Source organism: Clostridiales bacterium (assembly GCA_015243575.1).
In the GTDB taxonomy this organism is placed as follows: domain Bacteria; phylum Bacillota; class Clostridia; order Peptostreptococcales; family Anaerovoracaceae; genus Anoxybacterium; species Anoxybacterium hadale.
In genome coordinates this window covers 680,115-706,341 of record CP042469.1, presented here as the reverse complement: position 1 = coordinate 706,341, position 26,227 = coordinate 680,115, and the positions used below count along the sequence as shown (strand labels likewise).

The following is a 26,227-nucleotide window of genomic DNA, read 5'->3' as shown; positions in this document are numbered from 1 at the left end:
GCCGTTCAGAATCCGACATCTTAACTATGATGGCATTGACTTTATTGGAAACGTAAATACTACTTTTCTACAAGTCTTACTGGGTGCATTATGGTCATAAAATACTCCTTAGCAACAACTTCTCATGAAATTAGCCAAAGTTAGACAGTTTACAAATGAATCATAAGCTATTTTTTCATGCATGACCTCAAATAATTCTCTATTGAAGATGCGTAGTTATTAAATTATTAATGTACCAGTTCATCAATTCTACATAGCCTTGCTGATACGGGCTTAATCTGATATAATTCACCTGCTTCTTGTTTTTTATAAGGAAGCACTATGCGAAATTCGCTTTGTTCCTTAAAAAATAGGTTCTTACGGAACATTGTCTTAAAATAATTCGAATCATCTATTCGGAGTCGTTTAACTTCTCCACTATTTAGAAATGAAGTAAACGTTGCATAATATCTCGCTTTTTTCTTAGGTTCATAGAAATACGTCTCGGATATAGCGTTAAATAGGTACTCAGTAAAATCTGTAAATAACTCATTTTGATAAAATATATCGTGACAAAATGCTTTACTCCTAAAGCAATATCTAATATTCTCAAGGAAATTTACTTCATTTTCAATTATTAATGCATGCGTATGCTTTGGAAATTGTTCCGCTAAATTATGCCGCTCCTCAACGGTAATATTATCACTTTTAGCTCTCTTGATACAAAACACTGGCGTCTTTAAACAAGGTTCAGCAATAAATGCGACACTCTGATTTTTATTCTTATAAACTTTACCATCACTTGTTTGTAAAGTTACTTCTCCAGAAGCTAAAATGCCACCATCATTGCAATCTCCAATTCCTCTTTCCATCTGTTTTATTTCTAAATTACGAAAATACTCGCATGGATTAAAATATATCAGCCCTTCTGTCATTAGTTTTAGTAAATGAAGTTCTTCCCCGTATTTAATAAACATTTTTTCCCTCTCGTATTAATATACTTTGTAATGCCATATACACCAACTGTTACAAATTAAGATTAGCGTTAACAAACTTGACTTGATACACATTAAGTGCTATTTGTATATCTTTAAGTATCGAGCATATCCCATTCATCGCCAAGGATCCATCGCAATGCTGAGAGTTTCCCATTTATCATTCCCCACTCAAAATCATCCCAAGGGCCTAGATTTTCAATTCCAAACCTTTTTTCCACTTCATTTGCCGCCCTGAGTGCTCCTTCCAAAATATCTCGTTGAATCGGACGAGTTTCATGGTCAATAATCGGAAAGGTTTCTTTATCTACAATCTTAATAATTCCTTCCTCTAATTTTTCTAGCATTATCTGATGACGATTATACCAGACTTTCGTAGCAAACTCGTCGATAGCATCTACGATTTCTGATAACCTCCTCGGTTCTTCAACCCATTCAAGTTCTTCTAAAAAATCATTAAACTCCTTAGGAATGATGCGTTGTAACATCTCACGTAAAGTTATACAATAATGCGACTTCACCTTTGAAAAACAATCTTGAATATCCGGATGTGGCAGCTTGTTACTTGCATTCGGATGACTAAAATCCTTAGTGTTATATGTGATAAAAGCAAATCGGGCTCTACCTGTTTTTTGTTCACCAACTGCATCCCTATAAACCTCAATCAAGATTGCATCATCGATTCCATTTCGCTGTCTATGAAAAGGTGCACGTTTATCAATTGCACGTTGCGCAGCACGAAGCTTAACAGCATCAGAAATATCTATAATAGATGAGCACGCAAATAATTGCTCGATCCGACCTATTGTATCTACAGCCTCCTCACCTAAAATCGGGAGGCGATGATCAACATCATTTAGCTCCAATAATACTGTATCTATTTTTTGCGGATCACCAAATTTCTCGATAACTTCTTTAACTCTTTTCAATGTACCTGACAAGCTGCGGCTGCTCTCTTCGATAATACGTGCTTTATTTCTATTGAATTCGTCAACCACAACACGCGGCAGGATAAGTTCTATATCACCTTGATGTATTAATTCTTCAAGTGTAGTTAAAATAGCTCTTTGCTGGTAATCCTTTGCTAGATCAAGCCAGACACAAGTATCTACAAGTATCTTAAACATTTAAAAATTATCTCCCTTAAATTCAATATCGTAAAAGCTCATTTATTATAAGACGTAAACTTTTCATTATACATTCTTACAAAATCCTCGCCTGCCTGAGCTTCGTATTATAGACACACTATACATCTACTAAAAAGGGATAATACTTATAAGCATTATCCAGTGGTCATTTTAATTTTCCAATTTAGGTGCCGAAGCTAAGTCTACAGCAATCACGGTGTTTACAAATCGGCTCGCCTTATTATGCGCCGCAATATTTGTCACAACGAGCATTATCAGCAGATACCCCAAAATAATCCAGCTGAAAGGCAATAAAGATATCGCCATCATAATTAGCGTCAAAACAGTCAAAGAAACTGTGGTTGTATACAAGTCGCGGCAGAGCAAAAAATCACGGTGGACAGATAATACCCGCACATCCTCTTTGTGCGCTGAATATAAGGAATACCATTTCGAATTTTCGTATCGTTGTTTTTCTTTTGATGACGGCATACTTTCGATTATCTCTTTATAACGGGATTGTGCGCCGTCTATATTTATCCGTAAATCTCTAAGGCGATTTTCTTGTATTCGGGTAAAAACGGTTGCTCCTGGCATTTTTGTGAAGCCCAAATATAGCAAAATATCTTTAAGTTGGCTTGAAAAGAGGCTGTCAAAAACAAAAGCCAATGAGCAAACAATACCGGATAAAAAAGTAGAAGTAATCAGCGTTTCAATTTTTGTGGCTAGTTCTATGTTAACGCTCTGAGTGGTGGTTGGATAGCATACGACAACGACCAAAAGCAGATATGCTAACACATACCACTTAATCTCATTTTCTCGGTAACTTTTAAGGTTATCCATTATTTTTCCCTCTAATCCCAACTTTCTACATATTCACTGAATTCAAGCGGCGTTGCTGTGTTATAAGCATCCCTCTCAGGAGTACCTCTGTGGTGCCATTTTGAAGAAGTCCTTGCCTCAAATACTTTTACACCTCGTCGTATATAAGCGTTCACAACCATTTTTTTTGGATGGTCAGAATTTTTAGCAACCGACACGAATGCTGATTTGTTTGGTGTTGTTCCGCTGGGTTGAATACTGCCCACAATTCGATTTAGAACGCTTGGTGAAACATTATGCCGTCCACCGTGATGAGGAATCTGGTAAAACTTCACACTACTAAGGCTAATTCCCATGAAATCGGCATAATCAGCCGCCTCAGTTAATGCCTGAACGCCGGCGTCGCCCGTCAAGAGAAATGACCCTTCTTCTGCCATATCTCCATAAATCACTATAGAAGTTTCGTTTTCAGGTGTTGTAGATTCACCTTCTCGAATTGCATCTTTGTTCCAGTAATCCTTTATTGTATCCCTTATAGTTTCAAACGCCTTTTTGAAAAATGAAATTGAAGCATCTTCTTGCAGTGGCGTCTTAGAAGATTCAATCACTTGCTGTATGAAGAACTCTCTTGTTGGCGATAGTATCCACAAAGGCACATAGCTAAGCACCTTTCCCTGAAACCCCTCGTGAATTTTGGTGTCTTGCTCCAGCGCCTTTGTTTCGAGCTCGGCAATAGCGGAATATGTTTCTTTGAGTTCACGTTCGAGGCTATCAATAGTTTTTCGTTTATCCTTTATTTTTTTATATAACTCGCTCGCGTACAGCCAAGGACGGTTCACTATCAGATGCCCAACAAAACAGGCATCGAATATTTCCGATAGACCCGAAGCGTGGTCATCATCACTGTGAGAGCAAATGACAATATCAATGTATGGGAATTTTTCGTCAGTGTAGTATTTTTTGATAAGCTTTACCATCGCTTTTCCATGAACCGCAAAGCCTCCGTCATATACAATAATTACATAACGCCCTAATTCCTGCGAATAAAATCGAAGGCAAGTGGCGGCAGCATCTTTACTACTTTCTTCGTTTACGCCAATAAAATCAATTTCATAGTTCATCATTACACCCTCTTTAATATTCGGTCGCGCTGATGTCAATAGACCAACTATTGTTATCTCTGAAGGTAAAGGTAATTGTCCCGTCGTTACGAGTTGTAAACACTCGACGAGGACTGCCATTCCAAGTGACGCCTCTAGTTACGTTGTAATACTTTTGGGCGGAATATGCTTGTGTTTCATGCTGTATCGGCTTATCCGAAAATACTGTTAGTGAAGGATTAACAGCCTCCACAAACTCTTTACAAAAATCGCTGTCGCGCCCGTGATGCGGAGCAAGAAGAACTGTTGCGCCTGCAATTTTGGCCTTAAAAGCAGACTGCTGGAGCATATCAATAAGTTTTGCCGATGGATTATCACCTGTAATGACAACCTTGAATCCACCATATTCAATGACATTGATGCAAGAAAAATTGTTGACATCAGAATAATCGGATTTTTCCAATATGGGAGTAAACCTCGTTACACCAACACCGCCATTGTTTGCGGGCGCTTCAGGGTTATCTAAATCTACGATAGCAGATGAATATTCCTCACTCATTCTGTTAGCGCAGTTTTTAAGACTGATTTGTGCCTGTCTATCACTTGTAAGGATAGTAAGAGGAAATGCTCGTTTGTCGCGCCAAAGGCATTTAGGCTTGATGTCATATGTATACATATTTTCTAAATCTGCAATATGGTCAATATGCGGGTGTGTGATAACGAGCATATCCGGTTTACCGCTTTTCCCAAAATAATTATTCTTCAGATGCCTGCAGATGCTGGTCGATGATTTCGTACCGATGTCAAACAATAAGTGTTTTCCATTTGGAGTTATAACGTGGGTGCAGCTTCCATGTTCCACATCGTAGAATTTAACTATCAAGCTCATATTTGTCTCCTTTTCTGTTAAGCGGATGTCGGATATCATTAACGTAGATCATTTATATGTCCGCCAAAGATATTAAGCGCTTCTTCCTCCGAATCTTCTAGTTACAGTTTCATAAAATGGCTTACCATATGATGCTGGCACTATGGTCGATATTTCCTCTCAATATAAGTTGACGCTTTTAGCCATCATTTATCACAATCTAAGGATAATGCAATGCTTTATTGAACATTTAATTCCCCCTTGTACGAATTCCCCATTATAGACAAAACCCGATGCTCCATCACGCCCACCTAAACCCTAATTACATAATAATTCCATCCCCACCAAACTTCAACAGCAAATCCTAATTTTTTATAGCAAAGGCGGCAAATCACTTTGCCGCCCTTGATACACCAGCCTTCGATCTACACATCTGTCTGGTCATTATTTATTACATCTCATGCAAGACTTTGGCATTTGGCAGCTTCTGCTGCCCGCGTCCAATTTTTATTGGAACACACCGGAGTCTTGAACAATCCTGCAACCATTATCGCAAATCGCGCTGTCACTATCACCCCGAATCACACGGACGCGCTTACCGGTTATCTGATGGGGCAAACGCCTCCTTCACAGCCTTCGTTGCCGATATCGTACTCCGTTTCTTCCTTCTCATATTTGGAAATCAGAGACGGAACGAAGGGGCTCATGGCAGCAACTCTGGTGTTGAACTCCTCCTCGGAAATCTCCTCGAAAGGCAGAAGCTCATAGAAATTGTCCTCAAAGGACAGGAATGAGAGTGCTACTGTCTCCTCCCAGTTGTCCCAAACCCACTGTTCTACCGCATCCCATTCGTGATCTCTCACATGGATGGTGATGGAGCAGTTGTGCTCCACATAGTGGGTCATGAACATCTTATATGTTTCAAGCTGCTCGATGGCGCTGACATCCGCTTTAAATCGCTGTCCCGGTGCTTTGACGGGGAATTCCACCACCTTGGTGACACAAGTTTCCGGGTCCTGACCTACTTCCGGGAATACCGGATATCCCAGTTCCTCGCAAACCTTGGTGAGAGGATCATCGCTGCTGATCCGGATTCTTCTCACATAGTAAGGAGCGTGAGAATAATGGACACCGCTGGATACAACCGGCAGCAGACTCAGGGTTCCCTCGGGCTTTATCGTAGTGACGAGCAGCGGTTCCGGCTGTCCCAGTTCTCTCGCATAGTCACCCGCAGCCTTCTTAGCCGCAGCTTTTAGCTCTGCAAGAAGCTTTTCCTGGCCTTGCTGATCAAGCTGCAGCGCATTGACCATATCCTGCCAGCCTGTGAGTGAGCAGCCAAGGAGCTTATCCCTCTGCTGTACTGCATTCCACTCCGGTATCTCAAGTTCCGTGCAGGTCATGCGGTACCCCGCTCTAGCACTAAGCCGTTGTGCCTCCATCAGACCGTCATGATCCAGTACGCCATCATGCACAAAGGCCATAACATTTACCGTCGTCAGGTTGCAAAGTCCCTTAGAATCCAGCAGGATTTCCGCGCAGGGATTTACGCCCTGGAAATTGGGCCGCCTCTTGGAACCGGCTTCCTCATTGACCCAGCCCGGCTCCCCGGAATATCGCATCTGCTGCAGATGCCAGTGAAGCTCTGGGCGGGTTGGTTTTCTCGTATAATAAATGGAATTATTGCTCATCTGACGGTGGGCAATCTCTGTGTCGATGGACCATTTGTCGTCTACCTTTTTATATAGCTCACTCTTTGCTTGAATGCATTCCTTGTCATCCTGATCGATGAGCACGATCTCTGCGGTACGCCTTACGCCTCCCACCACTACATTTTCTCCGATGATGTTGGCGATATCGAGGCAGTCGATGGGCTGCAGCCTGATTCTGCTGGTCGTTGAGCGATGTTTCGCTTTTTCTACGACCTTGAGGATTTTCAGGAACATATTTTTCATGCTGGTATGCCCGCTTGCGGTTCCGCCGAAGGTCTTCAGCTTTTCACCCTTGGATCTGACGTGATCATAGTTCAGGATCACGGTATTAATCTTCCGGTATTCTGTGCTGTAGAACACCTTGAGGAAGTAGTCCATGGACTGAACCCAACCCTCTTTGCTGTCACCGATGGTAATTTTAACCGTGTCATTGTGGGTAAATTCCAATGCGGTACTGTCCTGACGAAGGCCGCGCAGCATTGGTGTATAGGACTCGTGGATCACTTCCACGTCCGTCCTAATTGGCGGCAGCTTGGCAACGTCTGATTTCAGTACCCGTACCCCTACCCCGGAGCCTACCATCAGCAGATAGAAGATGTCCCGGAATGCGGCAAAGCTGTCGATTACCTGGAAAGAACAGTTATAGTTGGACATGGGGTAGTATTTGGAAACATCGGTGCTCCCTACCCAAAAGGTCCTTCCCGACAGGAACTGCTTCAATTCAAATACATTTTTATAAAGCTTCTCTGCCTCCTCCTTTGAAGTCGGCACGAGACTGCAGTTATATTCAACAGAACGGCGGACGGTCTCCCACCAGTATTCCCGGCGCATTTCCTCCTGCATCCATCTGGAATAAGTACGGTAATAGACAAAGCTCCCCAGTTGACTCATGGGAGATGGGGTATGTTTATACTTGCTGACAAATTCCTCAGAAAGGATTCTGCCGTCTCTCCGCTTTCTCGCATCCCGGGTCTTGTCCCGTTCATAGCGGTATATAATAAATTTCTTTGCGGCATCCTTGCGTTCACTTGCCATGAGAAAATCCTCAACAAGATCCTGCAAATCCTCCACATTGACCAGCCGCTCCGTCTTTTCCACCTGCTTTTCTATGGCAGACGCTATCTCTCCCGCCAGCTTCGCATCGATCCCCGCTTTTGTTTCCAGCATGGCATTTTCGATTGCTGTCTTAATTTTTTCACTCTTAAAGATAACGTGGGTGCCGTCTCTTTTGACCACCGTCTTCATTTTTTGCCTCCTGCATGTCTTCACTTCCGGTATATTAACCCGGCTTTAAAGCTGTTATGTATTGATACCCGGTTCAGTGAACTCTACCCGCCACAAATCAAATTTATATTAGAAGGTTGTCAACTGAATCCAAGCACGTCACACCCAATATGTTGTTGTTTCCGGGTGAGTATTCACCATTATATAGTATTCGTTTTGATTTTTCAATCACTATTCCTGTCGAAGGAGATAAAAAATCGAGACAGGAATTGAAGAAAATTCACCTTACCGCTCTGCTTTAAACAAAATCTTTTCACGGTACATTCACTGCAGCAATCCTTGACTTTTCTAATATAAAATTGTATAATTGTATACAGATATACAATACTAATTGATATTTATATAGCATAAGTTCAACGGTCGCTGCCAATGAATGAAATCGCGATGGAAGATCACCGCGACATTCGCGTATTGCAAGCCGTTCGAACTAGTAAAGGAGAAATCATGGGAAAGACATTAGCTTACAAAATCCTGGAAAACCATCTCGTTGAAGGTGTGCTGGCTCCAGGTAACGAAATCACGATGAAAATCGACCAGACCCTTACGCAGGATTCCACCGGAACGATGGTATATCTTCAGCTGGAAGCCATGGGCGTTGAAAAAATCAAAACAGAGCTTTCTGTTGCGTATATTGATCACAATACATTGCAGACAGGATTCGAAAATGCGGATGACCATGAATTTATCAAGAGCGTTGCAAAGCGTCACGGCGTTCTTTTCTCAAAGCCCGGAAATGGGATCTGTCATCAGCTTCAGCTTGAAAACTACGGCATTCCCGGCAAGACGCTTCTGGGTTCCGACAGTCATACACCGACAGGCGGCGGCCTAGGGATGATCGCCATCGGAGCAGGCGGCCTTGATGTAGCACTGGCAATGGCACAGGGAACGTACAGCCTGACCGTTCCAAAAGTGCTGAAGGTTGAACTCACTGGAAAGCTGAGACCTTGGGTTTCCGCAAAGGATGTCATCCTTTATGTTCTACAGCAGCTTACCGTAAAAGGCGGTGTAGGAAAAATCGTTGAATATGCCGGAGAAGGCGTAAAGACACTGTCAGTAACAGACCGTGCAACCATTACAAACATGGGCGCAGAGCTTGGTGCTACGACTTCCGTATTCCCTAGCGATGAAAACACAAAGGCATATCTTGCTGCTCAGGGCAGAGAAAAAGATTATGTGGCACTGTCTGCCGATGCTGATGCAGAATACGACGAGGTTTTGAAGGTAGATCTGAGTTCCCTCGTTCCCCTTGCAGCAAAGCCCCACAGCCCGGACAATGTAGATTCCATCACAAATATCGGTACCATCAAGGTGGATCAGGTTGCCATCGGAAGCTGCACCAACTCTTCCTATACGGATCTGATGAAGGTCGCTGAAATCCTGAAAGGAAAGCAGGTTCATCCTGATGTAAGCCTTGTCATTTCTCCCGGTTCCAGCAAGATCCTCAGCAAGCTGGCGGAAAACGGAGCCCTTGCTTCCATGATCAATGCAGGAGCGAGAATTATTGAAAATGCATGCGGTCCATGTATCGGTATGGGTCAGTCACCAAAATCCGGTGCTGTATCCCTCCGTACCTTCAACCGTAATTTCAAAGGAAGAAGCGGAACATTGGATGCAGACGTTTATCTCGTCAGCCCTGAAACCGCTGCCATTTCTGCTGTGACCGGCATTCTCACCGACGGAATGGTCTCCGGCGTGACACTGCCTGAAATCAAAGAAGAAATGTTCAACTTCAATGATAACTTTATCGTTTACCCCAAGGGAACCGATAAATCCAATACAGACGTGGTGATGGGCCCCAACATCAAGCCTTTCCCACAGAATACAAAATTACCGGAAATCGTAACCGGCTCCGTGGTACTTCACGCAGGCAACAATATCACAACAGACGATATCATGCCTTCCGATTCCAGATTACTGCCCTACCGTTCCAACATTCCTTTCCTTGCAAACTACTGCTTTGAAAAGATCGACAAGGACTTTTCCGCACGCTGTAAGGAAGCTGGTGCTGGCGTCATCATCGGCGGAGACAACTACGGACAGGGCTCCAGCCGTGAGCACGCTGCCCTGGCTCCCCTTTATCTGGGAATCAAGTTCGTACTGGCCAAATCCTTTGCAAGAATTCACCGTTCTAACCTGATCAACAGCGGAATTCTGCCACTTGTCTTCGACGATCCTGCAGATTACGATGACTTCGCGCTCGGACAGAAGCTGGTCATTGAAAACGCTAGAGAACAGGTGAAAAATCCTGTCATTCTCCTGAAAAATCCAGAGACAGGCAAAGAATACAAAGCCATCTCCAAATTTTCAGAACAGGAAATCGAGATGATCCTGGCAGGCGGGAGAATCAATCAAATCAAAGATAACGAATAAAATAACGCAAATCTTTCTGACTTTTGGCAATAACAACCTTCACCTCCCGATTTTTTGAAAACCAAAATATGAAGGATCACATCAGCACAATAGGTATAGATAGAAAGGAAACAACACACATGGATTATATAAAAGCATTTGAAGCGATCGTGGCGCAGCAGCTTGCGAGAGTGGAAAAAATGAAACAGGATACAGAGTTTGTCAATTATCAGGCTCTTGATAAAATCATCATTGGCGTCATCGGAGGAGACGGAATCGGCCCTGCCATTACGGCTCAGGCTCACAGGGTTCTGGAAAACCTGCTGGCAGATGAAGTAAAAGCCGGTAAAGTTGAGTTTAAGGTGATCGACGGCTGCACCATCGAAAACCGTGCTGCTGCCGGAAAAGCCATTCCAGAGGATGTCCTTGCAGAAATCAAGAAATGCAACGTGCTCCTCAAAGGTCCTACAACCACACCCAGAAAGGGCGACAAGTGGGCCAACGTGGAAAGCGCCAATGTTGCAATGAGAAAGGAACTTGACCTCTTTGCAAACGTAAGACCGGTAAAAGTTCCTGAGCAGGGCATTGACTGGACCTTCTTCAGAGAAAACACCGAGTGCCTCTATGCACTGGGTAGCCAGGGTGTAAACATTAACGATGATCTGGCCTTTGACTTCCGTGTCATCACAAACCCGGGTACCGAACGAATTGCAAGACTTGCGTTTGAATATGCAAGAGCAAACAACAAGAAAAGAGTTACCATTGTCACCAAGGCAAATGTAGTGAAAACCACCGACGGAAAGTTCCTGGACGTTTGCAAAAACGTAGCCAAGGAATACTCAGAAATCGAGGTTGACGACTGGTATATCGATATCATGACCGCCAAGCTGGTGGATGAAAAGAGACGCGGTCAGTTTGAAGTGCTCATTCTCCCCAACCTTTACGGTGATATCTTGACTGACGAAGCTGCTGAGTTCCAGGGTGGTGTCGGTACCGCAGGAAGCGCTAACCTTGGAAAGCACTATTCCATGTTTGAAGCCATCCACGGCTCCGCACCGAGAATGGTTGAGGAAGGCAGAGACATCTATGCCGATCCTTCCAGCGTCATCCGTGCAGGCGCAATGCTCCTGTCCCACATCGGCTATCAGGCTCAGGCTGACAAGCTCTTTGGCGCTCTGGAAGCGTGCACCAATGAGAAAAAGCTGGTAATCACAGGCAGAACAGACGGATGCACAGGAGCAGAATACGCAGACTATATTATTTCAAAGATTTGAGGGTAGATCATGGCACTTTCAACAGACCTTTTTTCCAGTCTCAGGAAGGACATCCTGCAGGGCCGCCTCCGTCAGGGAGAAAAGCTGACAGAGCAGCAGGTCTGCGATGAATACAAAGTCAGCCGCACTCCGGTCCGAGAAGCTTTTAAGCAGCTGGAGCTGGAGGGCTTCATCGAAACCATTCCCAACCGGGGGGCCTTTGTAACAGGCTTTACTCCCCAGGATATCCGCGATATGTATGAGCTGAGAAAGTCCTATGAGATCCTGGCCGTAAGGTGGGCCATCGAACGAATTACCAAGGATGAATACGAAAAGCTTGAAGAAGCTTTCGAGTTTATGGAATTTTATACGCAGAAAAAAGACGTGGAGAAAATGCTGAATATCAACATGAATTTTCATGATCTGATTTACAAGGCATCCCACAACCGTATGCTGTACCGGATTCTGTCATCCTTCCAGCTCTATATCAAGCAAAGCAGACCTGCCCGTTGCGAGTCCTCTGACACCTATCTGGATGAGGTTTTGCAGGAACACCGTGCGATTTTTGAATCCTTCCAGAACGAAGATCCAGACGCGGCCGAAGCAGCGGTAGCAAGACATCTTGACAACGCAAAGCAAAGAGCAAAGTCCGTCCTTTGGCAGGATTAAGAAGAATATTCAAAAATAGAATTTACACAAAATCACTAGAAAACAAAACCGCGGCGAAGAAAACCTCGCTGCGGTTTTTTACTAGTCAATGGTAACAAGATATTGGCTTTGCTAGATATTGGCTTTGCTAGATACTAGAATGTAATGACTTTCGGTTCTTTCACGCCAAAAGTCATGATTGTGGCAACCGCATCCTTTAAATACAAAACCTGCGTGTTGCCGTCATCGGCTTGGTACATGCCCTGCAGACTTGGATAAGCATCCAGCATGCTCTGTTTTGCCTCAATTCTATCGTCCTCAACAGCTATTGCCTGCACACGAATCCAAGCAGCACCATCAAAGGCACTGATTTCAATTTTAGGATTTTCTTTCATCTGCTTGGATACCGGCTTGATTTTTCCCGTCTGGATGTAGAGCTTGTCCTCAAAGATGTTTACAGTTCCGAAGGGTCTCACCCTTGGCTGGTCTCCTTCTACCGTTGCAAGGTAATACGTATTACACTTTTTCAAGAATTCATAAACTTCCTGCATTTTCATTCCTCCATTTCAATATGAACGATTATTTGGTCTCTGAATAGTATTATAATCATTATTTTTTATAAGTGCATTATTTTTTACAAGTGCATCGTTTTATGTTATCATATAATTATCTGAGCGCTCCCGTTGTTATTTTATTCTAAGGAAACACAAATTAACAGTGTGCTTTCTTAAGGAAACAGACATGCGCGGCGTTTGAGATAAATTTGAATAATAAAAGGAGGATACTCATTTATGTATTCCGTTCGTCTTCGTTAAGTTGGCAATAAAAAAGCAGTCGTCCGCACAGGCGGTGTTTTTGTCATACTTATCTTTACGAACAGAGCATAAATGAACCGGCAGCGCTGATACGCTGGATGTTCTATTGGTGTCTCTTTGTATTGATTTGCAGGCAATGCCCCTTGCGGTGCCCTGCATTTTTTATTGCCGAATATGTGGTTACACAAAGCAATTTTAAAATGCAAGGAGATTTTTATATGCAACGATTAAAAAACAATTGGAAATTAAACTTTTTTCTGATCTGGTCCGGTCAGGCAATGTCATTGATCACCAGTGCTGTCCTCCAGATGGCCATCATTTGGTATTTAACGTACCAAACCGGCTCTGCCTTGGTACTTTCTATGGCCACTTTAGCAGGCTTTCTTCCGCAGGCAATTCTGGGTCCCTTTATTGGTGTTCTGGTGGATCGCTGCCAGCGAAAGCTGATCATGATCGGCGCGGATCTGCTCATAGCAGCAGCGGGCGGGGTACTTGCTCTGTTAACGCTGTTCATGGAGCTGCCTGTTTGGGTCATTCTGCTGGTGCTCTTTATCCGCAGTGTGGGCTCAGCTTTTCACTCACCAGCTTTAAGCGCTGTGACACCATTGTTGGTTCCGACTGAACAGTTGACAAGATGTGCAGGCTATACACAGTCGATCCAGTCTGTTAGCTATATTCTAAGCCCTGCTCTGGCTGCGATGCTGTATTCTATTTGGAGTCTCAATGCAATCATCGCAATGGATGTACTTGGTGCTCTTGCAGCTTGTATCACGGTAGCCGCTGCAGTCATACCGGAGCTTGAAAAGCAGGACACAGTTGAAAAAACAAGTATGCTTCTCGAAATGAAGGAGGGGTATGAGGCCTTGCGGAAGCAGCGCGGCCTTTTTACACTGCTTTGGATCGGAGCTTTCTATATGCTGATTTATATGCCCATCAACGCACTCTTTCCGCTAATGAGTATCAGCTATTTCGGCGGAACAGCAGTTCACGCTTCCGCTGTGGAGATGGCTTTCGCCGCGGGAATGCTTCTGGGCGGCGTGCTTCTGGGACTCTGGGGCGGTTTTCAAAGGAAAACCCTCATGATAACAGCATCCATCCTTCTCATGGGAGCCAGTCTTTCACTGGCGGGGATTCTTCCGGAAAGTGGATTTGCATTCTTTTTGGTGCTGAGCCTGCTCATGGGCTTTTCCGGCCCCTTTTACAGCGGTGTTCAGATAGCTCTCTTTCAGGAAAGAATCCAGCCGGAGTACTTGGGCAGAGTTTTCGCTCTTTTGACAAGCGTTGTTTCTTTCTCAATGCCCCTCGGTCTCCTGCTCTCAGGAGCGTTTGCGGACCGCATTGGCGTCAGCATTTGGTTCCTTTTATCCGGGATTCTCATATTGGTTCTTGGAATTGTGACCCTTCTGATACCAGCTTATCTCACGCTGGACAAGAAATAGTATCAGAAGTTGTCTGTTACAGTAGAGTGGCTGTTCACTGTTACAGCAAAGCCCCTTGCTTTACTACCAAGCAAGGGGCTTTTTGATACAGAATATAACGGAGCATTACAAAACCCGAAGTTCACGTCCCAGAGAGAAAAGGTACAAATATGCCTCATGAACCTTGATGCCCCGAATTTTCTCTAAAGCTTCTTTATATAGCTCAATCTGTGTTCGATACGTTTCCCGAACCTGATCCAAATCAGTCTCTTCCTCATCTCTGCGGATATAGTTGGATTTGTAATCCAGCAAAATGTATTTTCCGTCCTCTTCAAAGTAGCAGTCTATGGTTCCCTGAATGATGATCTTTTCGCCGGAAATCTCCTTTATCACATTGAACGATTCCTCTTTATAGAGTTTGTCCGCTTTCGCTGCACGAAGGCCAATCTCAGAGCAGAAGAAGGAGGCTATCTGCGAAACGGAAACCACCTTTCCCTCTTCTTCCATCAGAATTTCTTTGGAGACCAGCTCCCGCACCTTTGTCTGAACAGCCGCTTCCATGCCTTGCAGATCGACTTTTCCGGCGGAGCTGTGAGCATAGGGGGACATCCCGTGAAAATCTAGATGTTCCATCACCTTGTGAAGGATGGTACCGCGCTCAGCGGCGGTAAACCGCTTTGTGCCCCTGATAAACTTGGGTGTCTCAAGGGCAGGGACAGAGAATGTATTTCTTCGTCTGCCAGTGGTCTCCAATTCTTTCGGTTCCAAGCTTGCTATTTTCCATTCCTCGTGTTCTAAGCCCTTTCCTGACATGGAAAGTCGGCTGATTTCAGAGACCGTAAATTTTGATTTGAGCGTGAGAGCGTTCTTATGCACATATACAAACCCAAATCTCCTGTTGATCTCCTCAGCGATGTTCTGACGATTTATCTCCCCAGCCATAGGCTGCTTGGTTTTCTTCTCAGCTCCAAACTGACTGATTTTCTCCTCAGCTCCAGACTGATTGATTTTCTTATCATCACCAGACTGACTGGCGCTCTCTTCCTTGACAGTCTGGTCATTTACGATCTCCCGCTCGCCTAGAATCCATTTCCGTATCGCTTCCTTTTGCTGTCCTGATTCCACCTTTTTCAAACTGATATCTCCGCGGTTCATGGTGCAGAGATTGATCTTCGACTGGGGAAGTGCAGGCACTAGAAAATCAAGATAGGATCTTGCGCCAGAAAAATCAGTGCCTTTCAGGTCGTAAGCATCCATCGCAGTCTCCAGATCCTTGACCGTTCCCAGCAGTACCAGCTTATCCATGGCTCTTGTGAAAGCAACGTAAAGGATACGCAGTTCTTCCGCCAGGCTCTCCCTTCGCTTTCTCTGATCGATCACTGTTTGGATGATCGTCTTCTTATAACAGGAATTCTCTTTGTCCACATAGCGAAGCCCAAGGCCGATGTCCTTGTGGAGACTGATTTGATAGGTGTCGCTGTCTCTGTTGAAACGCTTTCCCAGTCCCCCAGTGAGAACCATTGGAAACTCCAGGCCCTTGCTCTTATGGATCGTCATGATCCTGACTACATCATCATTCTCGCCCAGCAGCTTCACCTGTCCCATGGGCACTTTTCGTTTTCGTATGGCTTCGATATAATTGATAAAGCTGAATAGCCCCTTAATTTGGCTGCTCTGAAACTGAACCGCCTTATCCACCAGCGCCCGAAGATTTGCCTGTCTCTGGCCTCCTCCTGGAATTCCGCCGATGTATTCATAATATCCGGTCTCCCGAATCAGCATCCATAGGAAGTCTTCCAGCGGCATAAAGGTTGCCTGCTGCTTCCAGCTCTTGATCCGATCCACCGCTTCTTTGCATTTTTTCGCAAGGGAAAGCGCTTCCGGCTCCGACACATTGGCAGCCTCACTCCAGGATTCATATTGCTCACCGAAGGCCGCAAATTCCCGGAATACCTGATGGTAAGCACCCTTTTTATTGCAAAGCCGGATCAAGATCAGCTCTTCCATGGTGAAGCCAAAGACCGGAGACCTCAAAATGCTTAAAAGTGGAATATCCTGCTTTCCATTGTCGATCACTCTAAGGAGATTTAGAAAAACCTCGATCTCCATCGTATCAAAATAACCGTCGCTGGTATCGATAAAAGACGGAATCCCCTCCTGCAGCAACGCTTCATAATAGATATCCGCATACCCTTTGGCACCGCGAAGCAGGATGACGATATCCCTGTTTTCCAGGGGCCTCTCAATCCCTTTTTTTCCATCATAGATCAAGCTGCCCTTTGCTTCACTGATGATCTGTGCCGCTGCATATGCCTCAATTTCCGCTTTCTTCATCTCCCGGATTTCCTCATCCAGAGATCCATCATCAACCTGGCTTTCGTCTACGAGATAGAGGTCGACCGGGTAATTGAGATCCCCATCATAAGGGCTGCCCTGATACAGCGCCGCTGCATCGTCGTATTCCAGACCAGCAAGATCCTTGCTCATAATCTGCCGGAAGATATCGTTGACTGATGCGATGATGTTTTTCTTGCTTCTGAAATTCTTATTCAAATCCAGTTTGATATCTGTTTCGTTTTCAGCGGTCTTAAAAGCCTCATACTTGCCGATAAAAATCTCCGGCTCTGCTAGCCTGAATTTATAGATGCTCTGTTTGACATCTCCCACCATGAACAGATTGTTGTCCCTCTTGATCTTTCCGATGAGGGTTTCCTGCACAATATTGCTGTCCTGATACTCGTCGATGAATATGTAATCAAACTTCTGCCGGTACTCGGCGGCTGCTTCCTCTCTAGAGAGCACCGCCAGGGCATAATGTTCTATGTCGTTGAAGTCAATCAGACTCTTTTTCCGTTTTCGCTCTTTATAAAGGCTGTCGAATTCTTCTACCAGACCGCATAAAAAGCGGGCGTCATCGCAGGTTTTGGCAAGGTCTTCTGTAAAGGATTCCAGCGGTCTTGCAAAATATTGAGAAATCAGCTTTTTCACCAGGGATTTTCCCTGATCCCGAAGTGCTGATACCGCCTCCTTAATCTCCTCATAGCTTTCTTTTTCTGCCTTTGCTGCCGTGTACGTCTGAAATTTCGTTCCCGAAATCAAAATGCCGAATTCATCAAAGGACAGGGTCTCAAAATGCTCACAAAGCTCGGCAATGGAGCCTAATTCCAGCTTATTTTTGGGTACAAGACTTGAGACTCCCTGTGTTTCGATCAGCTCTCCTGCTCTGAGGAAGCATCCCTCCGCCAGAGTGAGATTCCGTTTGATATCTTTTCTGATCTCTGCAAACGCTGCACTTTCCTCAAAGCGCTCCCTGCTGACACACAGTTCTTCCGCCTTTGCCCTGAGCCACGAAAAGGAGTCGGGAATACTCTGGATGAAGCTGTGGGCTTCATAGATCATGTCCTTGACCCCATTGTCGCTTTTTGTAGAGGCAAATTGATTCAAAAACTGAAGAAAATCCTGACTGGAGGCCTCGAATCGGTTGCTGAACAACTGCTCCATTGCCTCTGCCTGCAGGATTGTTTTCTGTGCTTCATCACATATTTTAAAATTTGGTTCAATGTCAATCAAATAAAAGTATCGCCGGATCACTTCCATTGCGAAGGCATGAAAGGTGCTGATATTTGCTCTGTGAATCAGATTCAACTGCTCTCGCAAAAAGGCCGCCTTGGAAGCGGCTGATTGCTCTTTCGAAGTTTCTTCCAGCTCAGCAGAGATGGCGGTTACGATCTTTTCCCGCATTTCTGAGGCCGCCGCGTTGCTGAAGGTTACAATCAGCATGCGATCCAGGGCCGTCTGATCTCCAAGAATCAGCTGCTTGATCCGCTCTACCAAAACAGCAGTTTTTCCGGAGCCTGCCGCCGCAGATACCAGAATATTTTTATTTCTGATTTCGATTGCTTCCTGCTGTTCTTTTGTCCATTTCATACACGATCACCAATTGTATCTATTCATACATCCAGTATATCCCGCACCAAATACATTAATGTTTGGTGCAGAATATTTTTCCGAGAGTGCTGGTTATACTAGATTAACCTTAATTTGACCAAAAGTCGCTCCAGCTTATCACCTTTGGGCAGCAGTTTAATTTCATGTGTTTCAATGGCCTTTGTTTTCAGCAGCATGATTCCGTATACCGCCGCACCGGCTCCGATGGATAACACTGTTGAAAGACTGTTGCCGATAAAGCTTCTTCCCGCATAGTATATAGCAAGTACAACAATGCCCATTACAATTCCTGAAAACAGGGGCTTCCACACAGATAAATTCATATCAAACCGGGTACCGGTATATCTCTTTACCGCTGCAAAATTCAGCACACCAATGACGCCGTATGCAATGGAACTTCCAATGGCAGCTCCCTGCACATTCAGGCTTGGAATACCGGTAAAAATATAGGTCGTTACTGCTTTCACCACAACACCGACTGCAAGGGTTGCCACAGCCACATAAGGCTTGCTGAGTCCTTGAAGGATTCCCGCCATGGTCTGAGCGATCGATAGAAATACAATACCAATGGCCAGAATAAACAGGCACGGTGCAGCACTGGATGCGCTGGCAGCCTGCATTGGATAGATCAGAAGCATGATTGGTTCTGCCAGAGCCATCAATCCAAAGGTGCAAGGAACTCCGATGATCATAGCAGTCCTAAGTCCCAGCCGTACGTTCATGTCCAGAAAAGCAGTATCCTTGACACTGTTTGCTGCTGCAATTGCAGGTACCATACTCAAAGCAATACTCAAAGCCAGCGCCATGGGGATATTGATTACCGGTCCTGCCATCCCTGTGAGCTGACCATACAATGCATTGGTTTCCTTGATGCCAAATCCGATTTCCTGAAGCCTTCTCATTACAATGGCTACATCAACAATATTCATAATGGGCAGAATGGAAACGCCGATGGTAATGGGCACCGCAATGGCTGCGAGTGTACCAATGATTTTTCCGGCGCTTTCTTTTTCTACCTCTTTGCATTCTTCAATTTCTTTTCTTAATTTTTTTCTCTTTAAAAGATAAATGACCGCCAGCATAGCAACGCCTGCAATGGGCCCGATGCTTGTCCCGATGGTCGCTCCCGCTGCAGCGTATTCGATGCCTTTTGGAACCAGAACAATCGCCAAGCTAAGACCGACGGCAACTCTCACTGCCTGTTCTATAAGCTGTGAAACTGCTGTGGGTTCCATCTGCTGCAGCCCTTGAAAATACCCGCGGTATACCGACATAAGCGGCACGAAGAGCAAGGCCGGTGCGATGGAAATCATGGCGTAGTATGCTCCCGGATTTTTCAAAGCATTCACAATGGCTTCCGCACCAAAGAAAAAGACCCCAAAGGCCACAATTCCAAGTGCGAACATCAGAACGAACGATAGTTTAAAGACTCTGTGAGCCTCCGATTGCTTCCCCAAAGCAACGCGCTCAGAAGTCATTTTAGAGATGGCAGCAGGTGCTCCATTTGTAGAAAATACGAGCAGAAATACATAGATCGGATATGCGGTCTGATAATAACCCATCCCCTCATCGCCGATGATATTGCCAAGGGGAATCCTAAAAATTGCACCCATCACCTGTACCAAAAGTCCTGCGATTCCTAAAATTGCTGCTCCCCTTAAAAACGTCTTTTTACTCATAATCCCTCCCCAACTTGCCTTTTTGAAATACACATCTATTATACCAAAATTTTTGATCAGTTCTATATATTTTATATTTTAATTTTGCTATAATAAAAATTAATAAAAAACAGATCAGTTTTTGGAGAATTGTTGGATACATCGGATATAATAATTCCATACATTACATATAAAGAAAGAATAAAGGAGAACAACATGCAATTAAAGGCAAAACCGAACTTATTAATGATCCTGGATGGTTACGGCGCGGGAATCGACTACGCAGGAAATGCAATAAATCAGTCACATAAAGAGAATCTGGATGCTTTATTCAGTAAATATCCCAATACCACCGTCGGAGCCAGCGGACTTAATGTCGGACTTCCGGAAGGTCAGATGGGAAATTCTGAGGTAGGACATCTCAATATCGGCGCAGGCCGTATCGTATATCAGGAACTCACCAAAATTACGAAAGAGATTCAGGAAGGTCTGTTCTTCCATAACGCTGCTTTAGAAGCCGCCATGGATCATGTTCTGGAAAACGACTCTGCACTTCACCTGTTGGGCCTTCTCTCAGACGGCGGAGTACACAGCCACATCACTCATTTATATGCGCTGATCGATATGGCAAAGCAGAAAGGCCTGACCAAGGTTTACGTACACGCGCTTCTTGACGGAAGAGATGTTCCGCCGCAAAGTGCTGAGGTCTATTTTGAAATGCTGGAAGAATATCTTGCAAAAGCCGGTCTCGGAAAAATCGCGCTGATCTCCGGAAGATATTACGGAATGGATCGTGACAATCGTTGGGAACGGGTTCAGAAATTCTATGATGCCATGACCCTTGGAATCGGCGAAAAAGCGGAAAGTGCTTCTGCAGGTCTGCAGGCTTCCTATGGCAGAGCCCAGAATGACGAATTCGTTCTGCCTACTTTGATCTGCGGTGCGGATGATACTCCTGTGACCGTCAATGACAATGACTCCATCATCATGTTCAATTTTAGACCGGACCGTGCAAGGGAGATCACAAGATGCTTCGTAGACAAGGGCTTCAACGGCTTTGAGCGCGCAAAGACAATCGAAAACTTATCCTATGTCTGCATGACACAATACGATGCTGAAATGCCGAATGTTAAGGTAGCCTTCCCTCCCCAGTCTCTGAAAAACACCCTTGGAGAATACCTGTCTCAGCTTGATCTCAGACAGCTTCGAATCGCTGAAACAGAAAAATATGCCCATGTAACCTTCTTCTTTAACGGCGGTGTAGAAGCCCCTAATAACGGGGAAGAACGCATCCTGATCGCTTCACCTAAGGTTGCCACCTATGACTTGCAGCCTGAAATGAGTGCTTATCTCGTCACTGAAAAAATTGTGGAGCAGATTGAAGAAAGTGATTTCGATGTCATCATATTAAACTTTGCCAATCCCGATATGGTAGGCCACACTGGCAATATCCCTGCAACCATCAAGGCCATTGAAACACTGAATGAATGTGTTCCAAAGGTAATCGACGCAGTGCTTGCCAAAGGAGGTCAGGTAATCATGACCGCGGATCACGGCAATGCTGACTGTATGCTTGATGAGGAGGGCAATATCGTAACAGCCCATTCTCTCAATCCCGTACCCCTGCTGGTCATTGCAAATGAACCTGTAGCCTTAAGGGAAGGCGGCGTACTCGCTGACATCGCTCCAACCCTGCTGGATCTGATGAACATCGAAAAACCTGTTGAAATGACAGGAAGAAGTCTTCTGGTTCGCGAATCGTAATAAAAAGGCTCTATAATAAATGTTGTGGTGTTTTAGAAATTAAAATGCCACAGCATTTTGTTTTTTGCAAAAAAGATAGAGCATAAAGCAGATCTCAAGTAGAATGAAGTTACCACACACCATTTCGAAAGGAGATTAGCTTATGCTCTACCCAAATTGTACAGCAGACTTGCTGGGATTAAAAGATGTAATTGTAACCAGAGTCGAGAATTTTAACAATCAGATTCATGTGTGGCTGGAATCTAGACTTCAGATGCAGGTTTGCCCGGTCTGCCGTCATGGAACGAAGAGAACGCATTCCTACCGCGAACAGCTTGTAAAGGACCTGCCGTTACAAGGGCTGCACTGCCTGCTCCATGTGCGAAAGCGCAGATATTACTGCCCTCACTGTGGAACTGTCTTTCAGGAAAGGTTATCGTTTCTTGCACGATATCAGCGGAATACAAAACGACTAACCTCTAAAGTATTGCATGATTACAGCTGTGAACAATCCACTGCATCTATCGCAAAAAGGAACGGCATTTCTACTGGAACAGCGATAAGAATCTTCGATAGAGTATCATATCCGCTTCCAAAGTTGCCAAGGGTTCTTTCTATCGATGAATTCAAGGGAACGCAGGTGGGCGCAAATTTCAGTGCATTCTCACTGATCCTGTAAAGCATAAGGTCCTAGATATTCTTCCTTCCAAGAAAAGCGATGATTTGATCGCCTACTTCCTTCAGTTTCCTCTGGAAAAGCGCAAACAGGTTCAATATCTAGTGATGGATATGAGCCTTCAATTCCGAGATGTTATGACGCTCTGTTTTCCAGAGGCCAGTGTAATCACGGACAAGTTCCACGTTTGCCGGTATGTGACATGGGCGCTAGAAAACGTGAGAAAATCCGAGCAAAAGAAATTCAGTGATGAACGACGTAAATACTTCAAGAAAAGCCGCTGGCTACTTCTATCTCGGCAGGAAAAGCTCAACGAAGAGCAGTGCCAGCAGCTTGAAAATATGCTGGCGGTATCCGAGAAACTCCGCAAAGCGTACTGGTTGAAAGAAAACTTTTATGTATTTATGGACAGCAAAGATATCTACGAAGCAAAAAAGAATCTGAGTAACTGGAATCTATGTGCAGGAGTTGCAAAACTAGAGGAGTTTCAGAAATGCTTTGATATCATCAACAAATGGCAGCCCTACATACTCCGAGCCTTTAGCCTGGGATATACAAACGGATTTACGGAAGGCTGCAATAATCGGATCAAAGTCTTGAAGCGAAACTGTTACGGAGTCCGAAATTTTAGCCGCTTTCGCAATCGAATCCTTCATATGATGGCAGCCTGATTAAAATGAATCATTTCGACTGTTCCAATTCCTGGCCTACCTACAATATGGCTTGTTTTGTTATGCCCTTACCAACTAGTTCCCATAAAACAATCCAGCGATGGATTGACCTTCGCTGGATTGAAACACATTTTTACTTATTTTTTATTTTACTTGAGAGCTCTACCACAACATTTGACATAGAGCCAATAAAAATAACAAGGCCGTTTCTTTCCTCTGATTGAGAAAGAAGCGGCCCTTTTTATCCCCTATTACGACTAACCGCCACTCCGATTCCCCTCATCCTTGACCGTGAGAGTAATATCCCTACATCAGAGGTGAAAAGATTCTGAGCAATGACATGAGTGCCCTTTTCATCAAAGAGATCTGCTTCAAATCCTCCTTAGTAATTTCGACGCCTACCGCGAGAATATCCTCGAAGTCTTTAACCATATCCGCAAGACAACTGCACTGGTACATCCAAACCCCGCATTCAAAGTGTAAATACAGACTGCGATAGTCCATATTGATGGTCCCCACAACACCGAAACAACCGTCCACAACAAAGGTTTTGGAGTGAATAAACCCAGGCTCGTACTCATAAATTTTCACACCGCTTTCAATCAAGGTTGAATAATATGACTGTGACACAGGGTGGACATACCATTTGTCGCCCTGGTGAGGTGTTATGATCCGAACATCGACCCCGCACTTTGCCGCATTGCACAAAGCGTTTACCATTTCATGATCAATGATCAAGTACGGCGTTGTAATATAGACGGACTGCTCCGCTTTATTGATCAGGTTTAAATACACATTCTGGCTCACGGGTTCCCCGTCCAGCGGACTGTCTGCAAATGGGCAAAGATACCCGTCAAAAGGCGCAGCCTCGATGCCAGGTACATCGCTTTTCGCTTGTAAATATGGATTTTCCGCCGCTTCACAGTCAACCGTTGAACTAGATCCTGCATTCACTGCTTCAGGATCAATTGGCTCATTTCTGAGGTAACTCCACATGGAAAGAAACATCACCGTCAGGCTGCGAACCGCTTCCCCCTTTATCATGAGGGCCGCATCCTTCCAATGGCCATGCTTTTCGATGTGATTGATATACTCGTCTGCCAGATTGATTCCGCCCACGAAACCGGTATGACCGTCAATCACGGCGATTTTTCTGTGATCCCGATTATTCAGCCTCGGAGATAATAGCGGAACTAAGGGACTAAAGACGCAGCATTTGATCCCTTTCCCTTCCAGATACCGGGAATAATTCATCGGTAAGGTCTCCAAACAACCGGCGGCATCATAAATAATGCGGACATCGATCCCCGCCGCGGCTTTTTCTGTCAGAATATCCAGGATGCTATTCCACATCAAGCCTTCTTCGATGATAAAATATTCCAGATAGATCGACTGTCTTGCCTTGGCCAATTCTTCCTTCAGCTTTTCAAACTTCGCCTCACCGTTAGCAAGGTATTGGGCATAAAGATTTCGGTAGAGAGGATAGCCCGCATAGTCTTTAAGATAGGCGGACTGATTGAAGGCATCTTGATTCCCAGTCTTCAATTCATCATTCCGATCACCATCAGCACACAGAATCTCACTGCATATCTTGGAAATCTCAAGGATTCTTCCGGCTGTTTTGCGGCTTGTTTTGTTTCCGCTGAAAAACAGATAAAAAAGCCCTCCGAATACAGGGAACAGCATAATGAGTATGATCCATGCGATCTTATAGCTTGGATTGCTCTTATTGTTCAAAATCCAGAAGACGCAAGCAACACTGAGCGCCACATTGAACCCGTAAAAGATACTGAAGTAACGGTTGAAACGGATCAGAAAAACAATCAGCAATATCAGCTGAAGAGCCATGATCACGATAAATAGTGTAGTTTTATATGCTTTTGCTTGGTATTGCTTCATGCTTTTGCTCCTCCGCCAGTCCATTGAATCCGCTTCCGATCAAGGTACTCAACGATCTGGTCAGTTGTTCCAGTGATATACGGTTGTCTGACCGCACCCACTCCCGGTAGACAGAGGTTAGACCGGAAGTAATGAAATCTATCGTAAAAGAAAGGATTTCCTTTTCCATTTGAACAGTATTCTGACACATTTCCAAAAATCTCTCTTTCAGGATTGTCTTTATCTTATCCATGAAATTGTTGTAATCCTTTGACTGCACCAGCAAACTATAAAATTCAATATCTTCATTCATCTCGCTTGTAATCTGATGAAACAGAGGATATGGGTTATGGATGCTTTTCAGCAAATCTGCACGATCCAGAATTTGAAAGATTTTGCTCACCAAATCATTTTCAATTTCGTCCAACACATCATATAAGTCCCTGTAATGAGAATAGAAGGTTTTCCGATTGATATCCGCATCCTCCGCAATCTCCGTTATGGTGATATCAGAAAGCTCTTTCTCAGACATCATTTTAATTAAAGCTATCTTAATGGCTTTTCTTGTCTTTCTGCAGCGCTTGTCCATTTGCTCTTTTTTTTGATCCAACATGGTTTCACCCCCCGTAAAGTAACAAAACACATTGCATTTATGGTATATACCACAAACTTGCTTTCTTTTAGCCATTGCAATATAACTCACAATAGTATAATAATATACACATGAGGCAAAGGCAACATCAAAGTAATATTTCAGGAGGAATCCACTTGGTTAATCCCGTTGATATAGAGATTTTAACTGACTGCATTAAAATTCTTTCTGTCAGCCCTTCTTTCATAAGCATGAAGGACTTTACCCAGCATGGGCGAACAGATTGCCTTCTCCATAGCATTTCTGTTTCCTACTACAGCCTTGCTGCAGCAGGCTGGCTGCCTTTTATTTGGGATAAAAAGAGTCTTGTGAAGGGTGCTTTGCTTCATGACTTTTTTCTTTATGACTGGCACACAAAAGACCGTTCTCACCGGTTCCACGGGTTTACCCATCCATCTGCGGCTTTGACAAACGCTCAAAAGGAGTGGAGACTAAATGAAAAAGAGGCAGACATTATTCGAACGCATATGTTCCCACTAATCCCTGCTGTACCTCAATACCGAGAAGGGCTTCTGGTCTGCCTGGTGGATAAATTCTGCTCTGCTGTAGAGATCCTGCGACTGAGGCCGAATATTCAAGTAAAAGCAATCTATCTGTACACCATAGACAAACAAAGCTGAGTAAGGAGGCAAAA

General features: G+C 44.4%; 19 protein-coding genes. 8 read left to right on the top strand and 11 right to left on the bottom strand.

Annotated elements, in window-relative coordinates; all coding sequences use genetic code 11:
• Positions 1–227: 227 nt before the first annotated feature.
• The 6 genes from FRZ06_02905 to nrdJ form a co-directional block, all read right to left on the bottom strand.
• The gene (locus FRZ06_02905) at positions 228–956 is read right to left on the bottom strand and encodes a hypothetical protein (GenBank protein QOX62381.1); all 729 of its coding nucleotides are present in this window, start codon (positions 954–956) and stop codon (positions 228–230) included.
• A gap of 113 nt (positions 957–1,069) precedes the next feature.
• Positions 1,070–2,101 (bottom strand): hypothetical protein, encoded by a 1,032-nt coding sequence (locus tag FRZ06_02900; GenBank protein QOX62380.1) that lies wholly within the window; start codon positions 2,099–2,101, stop codon positions 1,070–1,072.
• A gap of 171 nt (positions 2,102–2,272) precedes the next feature.
• Positions 2,273–2,944, bottom strand: coding sequence for a hypothetical protein (locus tag FRZ06_02895; protein ID QOX62379.1), 672 nt, complete (start codon positions 2,942–2,944; stop codon positions 2,273–2,275).
• An 11-nt stretch (positions 2,945–2,955) separates the two neighbouring features.
• Complete coding sequence (locus FRZ06_02890) at positions 2,956–4,047, bottom strand: MBL fold metallo-hydrolase (GenBank protein QOX62378.1); 1,092 nt, start codon at positions 4,045–4,047, stop codon at positions 2,956–2,958.
• A 10-nt stretch (positions 4,048–4,057) separates the two neighbouring features.
• Complete coding sequence (locus FRZ06_02885) at positions 4,058–4,951, bottom strand: MBL fold metallo-hydrolase (protein QOX62377.1); 894 nt, start codon at positions 4,949–4,951, stop codon at positions 4,058–4,060.
• A gap of 542 nt (positions 4,952–5,493) precedes the next feature.
• Positions 5,494–7,845: a ribonucleoside-triphosphate reductase, adenosylcobalamin-dependent gene (gene nrdJ, locus FRZ06_02880; GenBank protein QOX62376.1), complete on the bottom strand. Its 2,352-nt coding sequence runs from the start codon at positions 7,843–7,845 to the stop codon at positions 5,494–5,496.
• A 483-nt stretch (positions 7,846–8,328) separates the two neighbouring features.
• Here nrdJ and FRZ06_02875 point away from each other — a divergent pair, with 483 nt between their 5' ends.
• The 3 genes from FRZ06_02875 to FRZ06_02865 all read left to right on the top strand — a co-directional run bounded on the left by FRZ06_02875 (position 8,329) and on the right by FRZ06_02865 (position 12,155).
• Positions 8,329–10,254 carry an aconitate hydratase gene (locus tag FRZ06_02875; GenBank protein ID QOX62375.1) on the top strand — a complete coding sequence of 642 codons (1,926 nt, stop codon included), beginning with the start codon at positions 8,329–8,331 and terminating at the stop codon, positions 10,252–10,254.
• 119 nt (positions 10,255–10,373) lie between these two features.
• Positions 10,374–11,507, top strand: a complete 1,134-nt coding sequence (locus FRZ06_02870; GenBank protein ID QOX62374.1) for an isocitrate/isopropylmalate dehydrogenase family protein — start codon at positions 10,374–10,376, stop codon at positions 11,505–11,507.
• Positions 11,508–11,516: 9 nt separating this feature from the next.
• Positions 11,517–12,155 (top strand): GntR family transcriptional regulator, encoded by a 639-nt coding sequence (locus FRZ06_02865; protein ID QOX62373.1) that lies wholly within the window; start codon positions 11,517–11,519, stop codon positions 12,153–12,155.
• 134 nt (positions 12,156–12,289) lie between these two features.
• Here the strand turns inward: FRZ06_02865 and FRZ06_02860 are convergent, their stop codons facing one another.
• Entirely contained in the window at positions 12,290–12,685 is a 396-nt protein-coding gene (locus tag FRZ06_02860; GenBank protein QOX62372.1) for a NimC/NimA family protein, read from the bottom strand.
• 482 nt (positions 12,686–13,167) lie between these two features.
• Between FRZ06_02860 and FRZ06_02855 the strand changes: the two genes are divergently transcribed.
• The gene (locus tag FRZ06_02855) at positions 13,168–14,388 is read left to right on the top strand and encodes an MFS transporter (GenBank protein ID QOX62371.1); all 1,221 of its coding nucleotides are present in this window, start codon (positions 13,168–13,170) and stop codon (positions 14,386–14,388) included.
• Positions 14,389–14,493: 105 nt separating this feature from the next.
• Here FRZ06_02855 and addA read toward each other — a convergent pair whose 3' ends face one another.
• Complete coding sequence (gene addA, locus FRZ06_02850; GenBank protein ID QOX62370.1) at positions 14,494–18,294, bottom strand: helicase-exonuclease AddAB subunit AddA; 3,801 nt, start codon at positions 18,292–18,294, stop codon at positions 14,494–14,496.
• Positions 18,295–18,392: 98 nt separating this feature from the next.
• Positions 18,393–19,994, bottom strand: a complete 1,602-nt coding sequence (locus FRZ06_02845) for a polysaccharide biosynthesis protein (protein QOX62369.1) — start codon at positions 19,992–19,994, stop codon at positions 18,393–18,395.
• Between the two features lie 195 nt (positions 19,995–20,189).
• Between FRZ06_02845 and FRZ06_02840 the strand changes: the two genes are divergently transcribed.
• From FRZ06_02840 to FRZ06_02830, 3 genes are all read left to right on the top strand, one after another.
• Positions 20,190–21,737, top strand: coding sequence for a 2,3-bisphosphoglycerate-independent phosphoglycerate mutase (locus FRZ06_02840; protein ID QOX62368.1), 1,548 nt, complete (start codon positions 20,190–20,192; stop codon positions 21,735–21,737).
• Positions 21,738–21,879: 142 nt separating this feature from the next.
• Positions 21,880–22,395 (top strand): transposase, encoded by a 516-nt coding sequence (locus FRZ06_02835; protein QOX62367.1) that lies wholly within the window; start codon positions 21,880–21,882, stop codon positions 22,393–22,395.
• Positions 22,341–23,063 carry an ISL3 family transposase gene (locus FRZ06_02830; protein QOX62366.1) on the top strand — a complete coding sequence of 241 codons (723 nt, stop codon included), beginning with the start codon at positions 22,341–22,343 and terminating at the stop codon, positions 23,061–23,063. Before FRZ06_02835 ends, FRZ06_02830 begins: the two co-directional genes overlap by 55 nt.
• A gap of 306 nt (positions 23,064–23,369) precedes the next feature.
• Here the strand turns inward: FRZ06_02830 and FRZ06_02825 are convergent, their stop codons facing one another.
• Both FRZ06_02825 and FRZ06_02820 read right to left on the bottom strand, forming a co-directional pair.
• A complete protein-coding gene (locus FRZ06_02825) occupies positions 23,370–24,962 on the bottom strand; it encodes a cardiolipin synthase (GenBank protein ID QOX62365.1) in 1,593 nt (530 codons plus the stop codon).
• Positions 24,934–25,629 (bottom strand): TetR/AcrR family transcriptional regulator, encoded by a 696-nt coding sequence (locus tag FRZ06_02820; protein QOX62364.1) that lies wholly within the window; start codon positions 25,627–25,629, stop codon positions 24,934–24,936. The genes FRZ06_02825 and FRZ06_02820 overlap by 29 nt, the downstream gene beginning before the upstream one ends.
• A gap of 155 nt (positions 25,630–25,784) precedes the next feature.
• On the opposite strand from FRZ06_02820, the gene FRZ06_02815 reads away from it, so the two are divergent.
• The gene (locus FRZ06_02815; protein QOX65807.1) at positions 25,785–26,213 is read left to right on the top strand and encodes a phosphohydrolase; all 429 of its coding nucleotides are present in this window, start codon (positions 25,785–25,787) and stop codon (positions 26,211–26,213) included.
• Positions 26,214–26,227 lie beyond the last annotated feature (14 nt).

Coding starts and splice junctions, on each gene's coding strand:
- FRZ06_02885 (QOX62377.1), bottom strand. CDS start 4,951: ATGATATCCGACATCCGCTTAACAGAAAAGGAGACAAATATGAGCTTG.
- FRZ06_02835 (QOX62367.1), top strand. CDS start 21,880: ATGCTCTACCCAAATTGTACAGCAGACTTGCTGGGATTAAAAGATGTA.
- FRZ06_02820 (QOX62364.1), bottom strand. CDS start 25,629: ATGGCTAAAAGAAAGCAAGTTTGTGGTATATACCATAAATGCAATGTG.
- nrdJ (QOX62376.1), bottom strand. CDS start 7,845: ATGAAGACGGTGGTCAAAAGAGACGGCACCCACGTTATCTTTAAGAGT.
- FRZ06_02825 (QOX62365.1), bottom strand. CDS start 24,962: ATGAAGCAATACCAAGCAAAAGCATATAAAACTACACTATTTATCGTG.
- addA (QOX62370.1), bottom strand. CDS start 18,294: ATGAAATGGACAAAAGAACAGCAGGAAGCAATCGAAATCAGAAATAAA.
- FRZ06_02865 (QOX62373.1), top strand. CDS start 11,517: ATGGCACTTTCAACAGACCTTTTTTCCAGTCTCAGGAAGGACATCCTG.
- FRZ06_02900 (QOX62380.1), bottom strand. CDS start 2,101: ATGTTTAAGATACTTGTAGATACTTGTGTCTGGCTTGATCTAGCAAAG.
- FRZ06_02815 (QOX65807.1), top strand. CDS start 25,785: ATGAAGGACTTTACCCAGCATGGGCGAACAGATTGCCTTCTCCATAGC.
- FRZ06_02875 (QOX62375.1), top strand. CDS start 8,329: ATGGGAAAGACATTAGCTTACAAAATCCTGGAAAACCATCTCGTTGAA.
- FRZ06_02870 (QOX62374.1), top strand. CDS start 10,374: ATGGATTATATAAAAGCATTTGAAGCGATCGTGGCGCAGCAGCTTGCG.
- FRZ06_02845 (QOX62369.1), bottom strand. CDS start 19,994: ATGAGTAAAAAGACGTTTTTAAGGGGAGCAGCAATTTTAGGAATCGCA.
- FRZ06_02860 (QOX62372.1), bottom strand. CDS start 12,685: ATGCAGGAAGTTTATGAATTCTTGAAAAAGTGTAATACGTATTACCTT.
- FRZ06_02905 (QOX62381.1), bottom strand. CDS start 956: ATGTTTATTAAATACGGGGAAGAACTTCATTTACTAAAACTAATGACA.
- FRZ06_02855 (QOX62371.1), top strand. CDS start 13,168: ATGCAACGATTAAAAAACAATTGGAAATTAAACTTTTTTCTGATCTGG.
- FRZ06_02890 (QOX62378.1), bottom strand. CDS start 4,047: ATGATGAACTATGAAATTGATTTTATTGGCGTAAACGAAGAAAGTAGT.
- FRZ06_02840 (QOX62368.1), top strand. CDS start 20,190: ATGCAATTAAAGGCAAAACCGAACTTATTAATGATCCTGGATGGTTAC.
- FRZ06_02895 (QOX62379.1), bottom strand. CDS start 2,944: ATGGATAACCTTAAAAGTTACCGAGAAAATGAGATTAAGTGGTATGTG.